General features: G+C 71.7%; 12 protein-coding genes. 3 read left to right on the forward strand and 9 right to left on the reverse strand.

Translation table 11 applies throughout. The annotated features are described in order from the left end of the window. A partial coding sequence (locus tag VF330_RS18025; RefSeq protein ID WP_330852776.1) for a TetR/AcrR family transcriptional regulator occupies window positions 1-529 on the forward strand: 529 nt, incomplete at its 5' end. Between the two features lie 18 nt (window positions 530-547). On the opposite strand, the gene VF330_RS18030 is transcribed toward VF330_RS18025, so the two are convergent. Next, on the reverse strand, window positions 548-1,432 hold the full coding sequence (locus tag VF330_RS18030) for an NmrA/HSCARG family protein (RefSeq protein ID WP_330852777.1): 885 nt from the start codon (window positions 1,430-1,432) through the stop codon (window positions 548-550). A gap of 119 nt (window positions 1,433-1,551) precedes the next feature. Further along, complete coding sequence (locus tag VF330_RS18035; RefSeq protein WP_330852778.1) at window positions 1,552-2,064, reverse strand: MarR family winged helix-turn-helix transcriptional regulator; 513 nt, start codon at window positions 2,062-2,064, stop codon at window positions 1,552-1,554. An 80-nt stretch (window positions 2,065-2,144) separates the two neighbouring features. Between VF330_RS18035 and VF330_RS18040 the strand changes: the two genes are divergently transcribed. Further along, window positions 2,145-2,585 carry an ATP-binding protein gene (locus VF330_RS18040; protein ID WP_330852779.1) on the forward strand — a complete coding sequence of 147 codons (441 nt, stop codon included), beginning with the start codon at window positions 2,145-2,147 and terminating at the stop codon, window positions 2,583-2,585. 19 nt (window positions 2,586-2,604) lie between these two features. Here VF330_RS18040 and VF330_RS18045 read toward each other — a convergent pair whose 3' ends face one another. After that, on the reverse strand, window positions 2,605-4,257 hold the full coding sequence (locus tag VF330_RS18045; RefSeq protein ID WP_330852780.1) for an NAD(P)/FAD-dependent oxidoreductase: 1,653 nt from the start codon (window positions 4,255-4,257) through the stop codon (window positions 2,605-2,607). Between the two features lie 126 nt (window positions 4,258-4,383). Here VF330_RS18045 and VF330_RS18050 point away from each other — a divergent pair, with 126 nt between their 5' ends. Further along, window positions 4,384-5,091, forward strand: coding sequence for an SDR family NAD(P)-dependent oxidoreductase (locus VF330_RS18050; RefSeq protein WP_414675395.1), 708 nt, complete (start codon window positions 4,384-4,386; stop codon window positions 5,089-5,091). A 3-nt stretch (window positions 5,092-5,094) separates the two neighbouring features. Here the strand turns inward: VF330_RS18050 and VF330_RS18055 are convergent, their stop codons facing one another. The 6 genes from VF330_RS18055 to VF330_RS18080 are packed head-to-tail and all read right to left on the reverse strand — an operon-like array spanning window position 5,095 to window position 11,677. Then, window positions 5,095-5,979 carry an LLM class F420-dependent oxidoreductase gene (locus tag VF330_RS18055; RefSeq protein ID WP_330852782.1) on the reverse strand — a complete coding sequence of 295 codons (885 nt, stop codon included), beginning with the start codon at window positions 5,977-5,979 and terminating at the stop codon, window positions 5,095-5,097. Further along, window positions 5,976-7,544 carry a class I adenylate-forming enzyme family protein gene (locus VF330_RS18060; protein WP_330852783.1) on the reverse strand — a complete coding sequence of 523 codons (1,569 nt, stop codon included), beginning with the start codon at window positions 7,542-7,544 and terminating at the stop codon, window positions 5,976-5,978. Before VF330_RS18060 ends, VF330_RS18055 begins: the two co-directional genes overlap by 4 nt. Further along, the gene (locus VF330_RS18065) at window positions 7,541-8,509 is read right to left on the reverse strand and encodes an amidohydrolase family protein (RefSeq protein WP_330852784.1); all 969 of its coding nucleotides are present in this window, start codon (window positions 8,507-8,509) and stop codon (window positions 7,541-7,543) included. The genes VF330_RS18060 and VF330_RS18065 overlap by 4 nt, the downstream gene beginning before the upstream one ends. Before the next feature lie 3 nt (window positions 8,510-8,512). Beyond that, complete coding sequence (locus tag VF330_RS18070) at window positions 8,513-9,682, reverse strand: thiolase family protein (protein WP_330852785.1); 1,170 nt, start codon at window positions 9,680-9,682, stop codon at window positions 8,513-8,515. Window positions 9,683-9,695: 13 nt separating this feature from the next. After that, window positions 9,696-10,508, reverse strand: a complete 813-nt coding sequence (locus tag VF330_RS18075) for an SDR family NAD(P)-dependent oxidoreductase (protein ID WP_330852786.1) — start codon at window positions 10,506-10,508, stop codon at window positions 9,696-9,698. Next, a complete protein-coding gene (locus tag VF330_RS18080; protein WP_330852787.1) occupies window positions 10,508-11,677 on the reverse strand; it encodes an acyl-CoA dehydrogenase family protein in 1,170 nt (389 codons plus the stop codon). The genes VF330_RS18075 and VF330_RS18080 overlap by 1 nt, the downstream gene beginning before the upstream one ends. Window positions 11,678-11,945 lie beyond the last annotated feature (268 nt).

Consider the following 11,945-nt stretch of genomic DNA (forward strand, 5'->3'; position numbering starts at 1 on the left):
GGCCAAGACGGCGGTGCTGCGCTACTTCGAGTCCCGCGAGGCGGTGCTGCTCGACCTGATGGACGACCGGACCGCGACCTGGCTGGCCGAGCTGGACCACGAACTGGCCGGCGCCGTCGACCCGGACCGGCCGGCGGTGGAGCGCGCCGAACGGACAGCCGACGTGCTCGGCCGCTCGCTCGCCTCCCAGAAGGTGCTCTGCGACCTCTACGGCGCACAGGGCGGAGTGCTCGAACACAACGTCTCGATCGAGGCGGTCCGCCGGCACAAGCACGCCTCACTGCACAACCTCGCGGTGATGGCCGATCTCCTCCGGCAGCACCTGCCCGAAATCGGGGAGCACGCCGAACAGCTCTGCCTGACCGTCCTGCTGATGGCGGGCGCACTGTCCGCCTACATCCCACCACCGCCGAGCCTGCTCGCCGTCTACGAGTCCGAGCCCGCGCTCGCGGTCCACCGCATCGACCTGCCGGCAGCCCTGCGCCTCGCGATCACCACGTCGCTCGTGGGCTTGCTGCCCCGCCCCTGAACCGCCGCGGCCGGAGCATCAGGAACGGGCCCGGTCCGCGGGCGCGGTCCAGCCGGTGGAGCGGATCCACCCGGCCAGGTCCAGGACGTCCGGCTCGACCGCCTTCACCGCCGCGAGGTCCGCCGGGGACTCGGACGACTCGGCGAACTGGCGGAACATCGCCTCGTCGAGGTCGTTGCGCAGGACGCTCAGCGGCAGGGCCTCGTAGCGCGACGGCAGGCCGGCGTGCGCGCCGAACGCGGCGGCGATCCGCGGGCCCGTCGGCTCGTCGCCGACGACCTCGACGGCTCCGCCGGGCACGTCCGCGGTGCCGAGCAGGAGCGCGGCGGCGACCCGGCCGATGTCCTTGATGGAAACCATCTTCAGGGGGACGTCGTCCGGCAGTGGCATCCGCACCACGATCGTCCCGTCCTCCAGGCTCGGCGCCATCACGGTCGCGAAGTTCTCCATGAAGGCGGCCGGGCGGACCATCGTGGCCCTCAGGCCGGATTTCTTCAGGTGCTCCTCGATCCGGTGCTTCGAGTCGTGGTGCGGCACGCCCGTGAACCGATCCGCCCCGAAGACCGAGTTGAACACGACGTGCGGCACGCGCGCCGCGGCCGCCGCGTCGACGAGGGCGGCGCCCACCCGCACCTCCTCCTCAACCTCCTCGAGGTTGTCGGCCTCCGGGGTCATGAAGTAGAACGCGTCGACCGCCTCCAGCGCGGCGACCGTCGACGCCGGGTCGTCGATCCGGACGGCCGCCAGCTCGACGCCTCGGGCGGCCAGCGCCTGTGCCCGATCGGACTCGGGCGTGCGGACGAGGGCGCGGACCCGTGCTCTCCGCGCCAGGAGCGCGTCGACGACCGCCCCGCCCTGCTGTCCCGTCGCACCGAAGACCGCGATCGCACCGTTGTCCCGCATGACCATGTCACCTCTCGCCGCCGCGTGAACGCCTGATTGGTTCACGGCATGAACCATACTAGTTCATGCCATGAACTTCCACCAGGCCGTGACGATGCCCGGAAAGACTGCGCGGTGAGTCAGGACGCCGGAACGCCCGATGCGTCCACGATGGCGGTGGCCAGGCGTTCGAAGGCGCGCTGGTCGTCGGCGCCGAGGTTCTCCGCGACGTCGGGCAGGCGCTTGGCGGTCTCGGCGAACACGGCCTCGGCGAGCACCTTCCCCGCGGGCGTCACGCTGAGCAGGATGACCCGCCGGTCCTGCTCCGAGCCCGCCCTGGTGACCAGGCCGCGCCGCTCGGTGCGGTCGACGAGCTGGCTCAGCGCGTTCTTGGTCATGCCGAGCGCGGCGGCGAGGTAGGTCATCCGCTTCGGTTCGTCCCTGATCGCGCAGAGCAGTGTGGCTTGCAGGGAGGTCAGGTCGTACTCGGCGCAGATCTGCGCGTACCTCCGCTGGATCAGCACCGAGAGCCAGAAGAGCTTGTCGCCGTAGTCCACGCCCGCCGCCCCTCGCCCGGTGCCGAACGCCCAGTCTAGCGACGCCGAAAGCCCGGCCGCCCCGCGCGGATCACCGTCCGTCCTCTGTGGCAGCACTCACGTTTCCCCAGCTCCGCCGGGGGCAACTTGGGTCATCGCACCTTGAGAGAACAGGGTGCCGAACAGTGGAGGCGCCCGTGAACTCGGGCTACGAGGACGATCCGGAACCGTTCGTGCTGGACCTGTCCGGCGAGCAGCTCCCTCCCCTGGTGCAGCTCCGCCAGTGGGCCGCGAAGGCGCTCGCCGACCTGGACGACGACCACCTGCTGGCGGTGCTCCTGGTGGCCACCGAGTTGGTCACCAACGCCTACGACCACGCCTCCGGACCACTTCGGCTGCTCGTGCGACGCAGTGCGGTGCCGTGTGAGGTGTCGGTCTCGGTCGACGACGACTCGTCGGAGCGTCCTGCCGTCGGGCGCTCCCGGTTGGGTGACGCCCGCGGTCGCGGACTGCTGATGGTGGAGAGCGTGTCGAAGAACTGGGGTGTGCGCCCGCTACCGGAGGGCGGCAAGCGGGTGTGGGCACTCATCGCCTGTGACAGCAACGGCACGATCGCCTGCCTGCCACGAGGTCGCTGACCGCGGCCGTCCGCGCCGATCACGGCGCCCTGCGGAGCTCGAAACTGGGGTAGCCGCCGTCGATCTCCTCCTGGAGCCGCCGCCGGTAGCGGGGAGCGCCGCCCAGGTAGACCATCACACGCGGGTTGTCGTCGCGGTCGAGGTTCATGTTGTGCCCGTTGAACCACGACTTCGAGTGGGCCAGCAGGAGCTTGCTGTTGATCTCGCGCACGTGGTCGACCCACGCGATCTCCGCCTCGCGCCTGCCCTCGACGCGGACGACGCCGCTCGCCTCGATGTGCCGCACGGTCTCGGTCATCCAGTTGACGACGTCCTCGATGCCGCGCGGGAAGTTGGCGGTCGCGGAACCGGACTGCGGGCCCACCAGCATGAAGAGGTTGGGGAAGTTCGTGACCTGCACGCCGACGCAGGTCTCCGGCCCGTCCTTCCACTGCTCCTTGAGCCGCACGCCGTCGACACCGATGAACTCGATGCGGTCGAAGGGTCCGGTGACCGCGTCGAAGCCGGTCGCGTAGACGATGACGTCGGCCTCGATGTCGCGCGTCTCGCCGCCGCCGGCATCGAGGCGGACGCCCTTCTCGGTGACCTCCAGGATCGGGTGGGCCATCAGGTCGACGAGCTCCACGTTGTCCTGGTTGAAGACCTCGTAGAAGCCGGACTCCCCCGCGACCCGCTTGTTGCCGAAGCCGTGGTCCTTGGGGATGAGGAGCTCGGCGACCTCCGGGGAGGTGACGCGCTGCCGGATCCGGTCGGCGACGAACTCGGACAGCTCGCGGTTGGGCCCGGCCTCCATCATGGTGTCGCGGTAGTTGCCCATGTAGAGCGCGGCGCCGTGACCGTTGTCGTACAGGTCGTTCCAGTGCCGCAGCCGCTCCTCGCGGGTCACGTCGGTCGACAGCGTGCGGTCGGGACGGTGCACGAAACCGGCCGGGGTCTCCCTGCACCACGCGAAGATGTCGTCGTAGGACGCGCGGAGCCGCGCCATCTCCTCCGGCGTGATGGGCGCGTTTCCCAGCGGGGCGCACCAGTTGGCGTCGCGCTGGAGCACGGTCAGCTGCTCGACCCTGTCCGCCACGTCCGTGATGACCTGCACCCCGCTGGCCCCGGTGCCGATGACGACGACCCGCTTGCCGGTGACGTCGAGGCCCTCCGGCCAGTCGAACGTGTGCGTCTCCACGCCATGGAACGTGCCGCGGCCGGGCACTCGCGGGTAGGTGGGCACGGACAGCAGTCCCATGGCGCACAACACGAAACGGGCGCGGAGCTGGTCGCCGCCCGCCATCGTGACCAGCCAGTGCAGGCCTTCCTCGACCCACTCGGCCCGCTCCACCAACGTGTCGAGGCTGATGTGCGGGCGCAGGTCGAACCGGTCCGCGACGTGCTCCAGGTAGGACAGCGTCTCCGGCTGCGGCGCGAAGCGCTCCTTCCAGTCCCACTCGTCGAGCAGCTCGCGGGAGAAGGAGTACTGGTAGGTGTAGGACTCCGAGTCGAACCGGCAGCCCGGGTAGCGGTTGTTGAACCACGTCCCGCCGAGGCCCGCGTTCGCGTCGACGACCCGCACCGACACCCCGAGCTCCAGCAGCTGGTGCAGCTGGTAGAGCCCGCAGACGCCGGCGCCGATGATCAGGTAGTCGAGATCGGGCATCGGCTGCCGCTCTGTCTGGCTCGTCATGGTCAGGGCTCCTCGCTCGTGTCGCACCTCTTCCGTCGCCGGGAGGCCGCCGATAATGTATCAAGCACTTGCTTGATTTTGTAGGGAGGAACGGTGGATCTTCTGCTGGCGGGACGCGTGGCCGTGGTGACCGGTGCGAGCGCCGGGATCGGCCGTGCGACCGCACTCGCGCTCGCGGCGGAGGGCGCTCACGTGGTCCTGGTCGCCCGCCGCCGCGCGCTCCTCGACGAGGTCGCCGCCGAGATGGCGGTGCGCCCGCTCGTGGTCGAGGCCGACCTCACCGACCCGTTGGCCGCCAACCTCATCGCTGAGGCGGTCACCGAGGAACACGGCAGGGCCGACGTGCTTGTCAACGTCGCCGGCGCGGCCGAACGACCCGGCGACGTGCTCACCGAGGCGTTGTGGCACAAGCAGTTCGAGCTGAACTTCCACGCCAAGCGCCGTCTCACCGAGGCCCTGCTGCCGATGTTGCGCGCTGGCGGGCAGGGCCGCGTCGTGAACTTCGTCGGGCTCCTCGAACCCGTTGTCGTGTCGGCCGCGCAGGCCGCCGTCGCGGCGTGCGTGCTGTGGTCGAAGGCGCTCGCGCGGGCCGTCGCGGCGGACGGCGTCACCGTCAACTGCGTGGCCCCCGGCCGGATCGACAGCGAGCAGGTCAGGCTCGCCTACCCGACGGAGGAGTCACGTGCCGCCCTGGTCCGCGACCGCATCCCGGCCGGCCGGTTCGGCAGGCCCGAGGAGGCCGCCGCGCTCGTCGCCTTCCTGGCCTCCGGTCCCGCCTCCTACGTGACCGGCGAGTCGTTCAGCGTCGACGGCGGCATGCGCCGGGCCATCTGAGACTCAGCCGCCGACGATCTCGAAGTACCGCCGCATGTCCTTCTCGTAGTTCTCGTCGCCGATCCGCGGCGAGACCACGACCTCGTCGATGCCGATGCGCATCGCCTCCTCGATGTAGGCGCGGTCGTCCTCCCAGTCCTTCTCCGTCTTTCCCTTGCTGCGCCGCCCGACCTTGAGCGACAGCTCGGACATGTCGCGGCCCGCGGCGTCCATGAGGACGGACAGCTTGTCGATGAACACCTTGATGTCCTCGTGCGTGCGGCTGTACCCGGCCCAGCCGTCCCCATAGGACACGATCCGCTCCAGGGTGGCCCTGCTGTTGCCGCCGACGATCACCGGCAACCGCTTCTGCGCCGGCTTCGGGTAGCAGTACAGCGGCTCGAACTCGACGAACTCGCTGGAGAACGAGGTCTCCTCCTCTTCCGACCACAGGGCGCGCATCGCCGCGAGGTAGTCGTCCATCCGCGCGCCCCTGCGTTCGAACGGCACGTCCAGCGCGGTGTACTCCTCCTCGGACCAGCCGACCCCGGCCCCGAGCTGGAACCGGCCGCCGGACAACCGGTCGACGCTCGCCACCTGACGGGCGGTGACGATCGGGTTGCGTTGCGGCACGACGAGGACGTAGGTACCGATCCGCAGTGTCGTCGTGACCGCGGCGATGGAGCCCGCGAGCACGAGCGGGTCGTAGACCCCCAGCGTCTTGTGCACCTCTTGGGCGCCACCGGACTCGTAGGGGTACTGCGACCGGTAGCTCGGGAAGAAGACGACGTGCTCGGGCAGCCACACCGAGTTGTAGCCGATCTCCTCGATCAGGGCCGCGGCGTCCAGCGACCACCGGCCGTCGCGCGGCCCCGCCGCGGGGAACAGCTCACTGATGCCCAGCTTCACCGCTTGCCTCCTGTCGTGTCGACCGAGTCGGCCACCTGCTCCATGAGCACGTGCTTCATCACCTTCATCGCCGCGTTGCGGGGCAGCGCGTCGAGGAAGAACAGGTGCACGGGCTTCTTGAACCCGGCCAGCTGCGACCGGGCGAACTCGCGGACCTCGTCGGCGGTCGTCGTCGCACCCGGCCGCAGCACCACGGCGGCGGAGACCGCCTCGCCCCAGCGCTCGTCCGGCAGCCCGAACACCGCCGCGTCGACGACGTCCTCCATCAGCAGCAGGACGCGTTCCACCTCGGCCGGGTAGACGTTGGCGCCACCGGTGACGATCAGCTCCTGCGCCCGCCCGGTGAGGTAGTAGTAGCCCGCCTTGTCGCGGTAGCCGAGGTCTCCGGTGCGGTAGGCGCCGTCCCGCAGTGCGGCCGCCGTCTTCTCCGGTGCGTTGTGGTACCCGGAGAACATCGTGTCCGCCTCGATGACCAGCTCGCCGACCTCGCCGGGCGGCAACGGGTTCCCGTCGGCGTCGGCGACCCACATCGACGACGTCGGCAACGGCCTGCCGACGGACGCGAAGATGTCGTCCGCCGCACCGCCGCCACGCCAGTCCGCGCGGTTGGTGATCGTGATCGGCCCGACCACCTCGGTCATGCCGTAGGTCTCGACGAGCCGGTCGTCGATCAGCGCGACCAGGTCGGCGGCCAGCTCCGGCGGCAGCGGGCCGCCGGAGTGCAGCACCGACTGCAACGTGTTCAGGGCGGCCGGGTGCGCGCGCAACGCCGCCATCAGGCCGGGGATCAGCGGTGTGAGGCCGAGGGTGAACGTCGCCCCGTGCTCCACCATGTGCCTCCCCCACTCCTCGGGGGTGGCACCGGGGATGAAGGCGACCGTGCTGCCGGTGTAGAAGTGCGGGAAGATCACGCCCCACAGACCGGAGACGAACGACCAGCCGCCGGGGAACGCGGCGTGCCCCTGCAGCGGGAAGCGGTACGCGTACGGCACGAGCTTCACGCAGTTGACGACCGCGCGGTGGCTGACCAGGACGCCCTTCGGGAAACCGGTGGTGCCGCTGGTGTAGCCGACCAGCGCGATGTCCTCCGGGAAGACGTCGACGCGCACGGGCTCGTGTGCCGCGGCCGACAACGCTGCCGCATAGGACTCGGCCCCCGCGGGCGGGTCACCGCCGATCGCGAACCAGGCCGCGAGACCCGCGGTCGTGGTCGCGGCGGCGGCGACCGCGGCGGGCCCGTCGGTGTGGACGAGCGCGACCGCGCCCGAGTCGGACACGACGTGGTCGACCTCGGGCGGGGTCAGCCGGTCGTTGACGTGCACGGCGGTGTAGCCGCCGAGGGCGAGCCCGACGTAGACCTCGAGCGACTCGACGCGGTTGGCGCCGAGCATCGCGGCGACCGACGATCCCGGCTCGATGCCGCGGTCGCGCAGCGCGTGCGCGAGCCGCCAGCCCTGCTCGACCACCTCGCCGAAGGTCCGGCTCTCGCCGCCGGCCATGACCGCGGTGTTGTCGTGGAACCGTCTGCCGGCGTTGGCGAAGAGGGTTCCCAGCGTGTCGCTCATGCGCACTCCTTGAGGTCGAACAGCCGAACCGCGTTGCCCGCGAGGAACAACCCGAGCTCCTCGTCGCTGAGGACCGCGGCATCGCCCTGGTACGGGGAGGCGAGGTCGCGGACCATGCCGAGGAACCGCGCCAGGTCGGTCCCCTCGGGGTCCTCGCGCGGGCCCCGGCAGATGTCGGACCCGAAGATCAGCCGGTGGGCCCCGATCTGGGACCGCATCATCCGCACCCTCCGCCGGAACTCGCGATAGTCCACAGTGGCCAGACGCTGCCACAGCGACAGTTCCAGATAGGCGTGCTGCCAGCCAGTCGCGCAGTCGAGCGCCTCGCTCCACCACGCCTCGATCCCCGCGTGGGCGAAGGAGACCCGCAGCGTCGGGTACGACGCCAGCACGGCGGCGACCTCGGCGGGACGGCAGCGCACCACCTGCAGCGGGTCGCCGCCGAGCGGGCTGCAGTGGACGACGGCGGGCAGGTCGCGCTCCACCAGCGCCTCGAACAGCCAGGCGTGCGCGGGGTCGCGCAGGTCCCAGCCCGCGGCCGGGTAGAGCTTGAACCCGCGGCAGTGCGGGTGCGCCGCCGCTTCCTCGAACAGGGCCCTGGCGCCGGGGTGCCGCGGGTCGAGGCCCGCCGCGAAGTACAGCCGGCCCTCGTTGCGCGCGCAGATCTCCTCGTACCGGGCGTTGAGCGCGGCGATCGGGAGGTGCTCACCGGCCGGGGCGCCCACGATGGTCCAGTCGACGACCGGGATCAGACCGGCCGCGACGCCGACGCGGTCGAAGGCCGCGATCGTCAGGCCCGCGTCCGGGTCGCTCTGGCCGACGGCGACGTGACCGAGGACGTCCTCGGGGTCCCGCTCCGGCAGCCGCCGTCCCGCGCCCTGCCTGGCCCAGGCGCGGCGCAGCCCCTCCGGGAGCCAGCTGGCGTCCCACACGTGCATGTGGGCGTCGATGACGAGATCGGACACGGGTCACCCCTTCCCGAGCACGTGCACGGTCGACACGGCGGTCAGCCAGTCGACGACGCCGCCGCCGATCTGGACCACCGCCCGGCGCGGGCCGTCCAGCTGCAGGTCGCCCGCCTCCCCGCGCAGCTGCTGGACGACGTCGTGGACCTGGGCGAGACCGCTCGCGCCGAGGGCGTGCCCGCGGCCGACCAGCCCGCCGGACCGGTTGACCGGCAACGCGCCGTCCGCCGCCGTCAAGCCGTTCATCGCCCAGCGCTGCTCCTCGCCCGGCACGCAGAGACCGACGTCGGTCCACGCCATCAGCTCGTAGGCGACCGACGCGTCGTGCACCTCGGCCAGGTCCATGTCCTGCGGTCCGAGGCCGGCCTGCTCGAACGCCGCACGGGCCGACGCCTCGACCGCGTTGGGGGCGTCGGGCCGGTCCGCGGGCGGGCGGGTGGCCATCCGGGAGGCGAGGACGTCGACCGACCGGGCGGAGAGCTTGCTGGTCACGACCACGGCGGCGGCGCCGTCGCTGATCGGTGAGCTCATCAGCACGGTCAGCGGCTCGACCACGACGCGGGCGTTGAGCACGTCCTCGGGTGTGCCGCCGAACCGCCGGTGCGCGAACGGGTTGAGCCGCGCGCTCTCCAGGGACCGCGAGGCGACCCTGGCCAGCCCCTCCATCGTCACGCCGCGCTCGTCGAACAGCGTGGCGGCCAGGCGTGCCTGGCGGTCGACGAACGGGCTGCGCTCCTGGCCCGCGCCGTCGCCGGTCGCGAAGCCCTGCTCGACGTCCATGCCCGCCGCGTACGCGCTGAAGGTGCGCTGCCGGTCCTCGTGGTTCGCCTTCTCGACGCCGAGGGCGAGCACCGTGTCGTACATGCCGGACGCGACGGCCATCCACGCGAGGTGCAGGGCGTTGCCGCCGGACGCGCAGGCGTTCTCGACGTTGTGGATCGGGATGCCGGCGAGCCCCAGCGGGTAGCCGACGACCTCTCCCCGGATGCACTCCTGACCCGTGATCAGCCCGGCGAGTGCGTTGGAGAAGAACATCGCCTGGACGTCCCCCACCGCGATGCCGGCGTCCGCGAGCGCGGCGTCGACCGCGACCTTGCCGAGGTCCTTCATGGACCTGTCGAGGAACTTCCCGAACGGGCTCATCCCGACACCGCTGACGACAACCCTGGTCACGTGCTGCTCCTGTTCACGAGAGGACCGGCGGGACGGGCCAGGCGGCGCTCACGCCGCCGTCCACGAGGAGGCTCTGCCCGGTCACGTACCCGGCGTCGTCGCTGACGAGGAAGGCGACCGCGCCGGCGGCCTCCTCCGGGCGGCCCTCCCGCCGCATGGGCACGACCGCCGCGCGGGCCGCGCCGGGCGCGTCCCCGAACTCGCGGCGCACCAGCGCCGAGTCGATGTTGCCGAGCACCACCGCGTTGGCCCGGATGCCGCGGTCGGCGTACCGGACGGCGACGTGCCGCATCACGGCGAGCTGCGCCGCTTTCGTCGCCTCGTAGGACAAGGAACGCCGGCTGCTGTAGACCCCGGCGGTGGAGCCGACGAACGCGAACGCGCCGGAGCCCTGCGCCAGCATGGGGGCGAGCGCCGCCTGCGCGGTCAGCCAGTGCGAGCGGACGTTGACGTCGGAGGAGAACTCCCAGTCCTGCAGGCTCTGGACCTTCAGCGGTTCCCGGCCGGACAGCCCGACGTTGCACACGACGATGTCGAGCCGCCCGCCGTGCTCGGTCGCGGCCGCCACCGCGGCCCGGCACGAGGCGGGGTCGACGGCGTCGACCTCGACGGCGAGCCCCGGAACGGCGAGGTGCTCGACCGTCGCCTCGGCCCGCGCGAGCACCTTGTCGCCGACGACGACCGTCGCGCCCTCGGCCGCGAGGCGCAGGGCGATCGCGCGCCCGTTGCCCATCGGCAGGGCCTCTCCCGGCCGGGCGGGGCCGTCGCTGCCGCCGCCGAGCACGTAGGCCACCCGCCCTTCGAGGCGGCGCTGTCCCGGTGCCATCAGTAGCTCCGCGGCAGGCCGAGCACCTGCTGGGCGATGAAGTTGAGCGACATCTCCTGGCTGATCGGCGCGAGCCGCATGATCCGGGCTTCCCGCCAGTAGCGCTCGACGTGGTACTCCTGCGCGTAGCCGAGCCCGCCGTGGGTCTGCACCGCGCGGTCGGCGGCGTCGTAGCCGGCGTCGGCCGCGAGGTACTTCGCCATGTTGGCCTCGGCGCCGCAGGACAGCCCCGCGTCGTAGCGGGCGGCGGCGATCATCGTCAGCTCCCAGGCCGCCTCCAGGCGGGCGTAGGAGTCGGCGAGCGGGTGCGACAGCGCCTGGTTGCTGCCGATCGGGCGGTCGAACACCCGGCGCACCTTGGCGTAGTCGGTGGCCCTGTGCAGCGCGGCCTGCCCGATGCCGGTCGCCTCGGCGGCGATCAGGATCCGCTCGGGGTTGAGGCCCGCCAGCAGGTGCTTGAAGCCCTTGCCCTCCTCGCCGACGAGCCGCCAGCCCTCGACCGGGAGGTCGTCGTAGAACGTCTCGCAGGTGGCGACCGCGTTGCGACCCGCCTTCGCGATGGGCTGGATGGCGACGTGGTCCGGGTCGAGGTCGACGAGGAACAGGCTGAGCCCGTCGAAGCGGCCGCGTTCGGTGTCGGGGGCGGGCGCGGTGCGGGCAAGCAGCAGTGCCACCGACGACTCGAGCGCCTTGCTGGTCCAGATCTTCTGGCCGCTGATCCGCCAGCCGTCGCCGTCGCGGACGGCACGGGTCTTGATCCGGGAGGTGTCCGTGCCCGCGTCCGGCTCGGTCACGGCGAACGCGACGTGCAGCTCCCCCGCCGCCGCGGGCGGCAGGAACGCCTCCTTGAGACGGTCGTTGCCGTACTTGATGACCGGCTGGAGCCCGAACACGTTCATGTGCAGGGCGGTGCAGCCGTTCATGGCCGCGCCGGAGGCCGCGACCTCGCGCAGCAGGATGGCCGCCTCGGTGACGCCGCGGCCACCGCCGCCGTACTCCTCGGGGATGGCGAGCCCGACCCACCCGCCCTCCGCCAGCGCGGCGAAGAACTCCCAGGGGAACCGGTGGTCGCGGTCGCACGCCGCCCAGTACTCGTCGTCGAACTCGGCGACGCGCTCACGGATCGCCTTGGCGATGAGCTCGTGCTCGGGATCGCGCAGCTCACGCATCGTCGTCACCCCACAAAGGAAAGTCCGTCTGAAATCTAGCGTTTGCTTCACTCGTCCGGTGGAGATCCCCCGCCCGCACGCCGGTGGCGTGCGGGTCGCGACTCAGGTACCGGCTTCGGCGCGGTCGGTGCCCAGCAGTCCGACGAGGACACCCATCTCCTGCTGGAAGGTCGTCATCACCTCGGCGAGCGCGGGGTCGTTCACGGCGTCCCAGCTGTCGCGCACGGCCTCCGGCGTGACGTCGCGGGAGAAGAAGCCGGGGTCTGGG

Source organism: Lentzea sp., assembly GCF_036380075.1.
Taxonomy (GTDB): domain Bacteria; phylum Actinomycetota; class Actinomycetes; order Mycobacteriales; family Pseudonocardiaceae; genus Lentzea.

Bases quoted from the DNA above. Each gene is read 5' to 3' on its own strand.
- VF330_RS18030 (WP_330852777.1), bottom strand. From the start codon at position 1,432: ATGCGGGACAACGGTGCGATCGCGGTCTTCGGTGCGACGGGACAGCAG.
- VF330_RS18045 (WP_330852780.1), bottom strand. From the start codon at position 4,257: ATGACGAGCCAGACAGAGCGGCAGCCGATGCCCGATCTCGACTACCTG.
- VF330_RS18060 (WP_330852783.1), bottom strand. From the start codon at position 7,544: ATGAGCGACACGCTGGGAACCCTCTTCGCCAACGCCGGCAGACGGTTC.
- VF330_RS18080 (WP_330852787.1), bottom strand. From the start codon at position 11,677: ATGCGTGAGCTGCGCGATCCCGAGCACGAGCTCATCGCCAAGGCGATC.
- VF330_RS18075 (WP_330852786.1), bottom strand. From the start codon at position 10,508: ATGGCACCGGGACAGCGCCGCCTCGAAGGGCGGGTGGCCTACGTGCTC.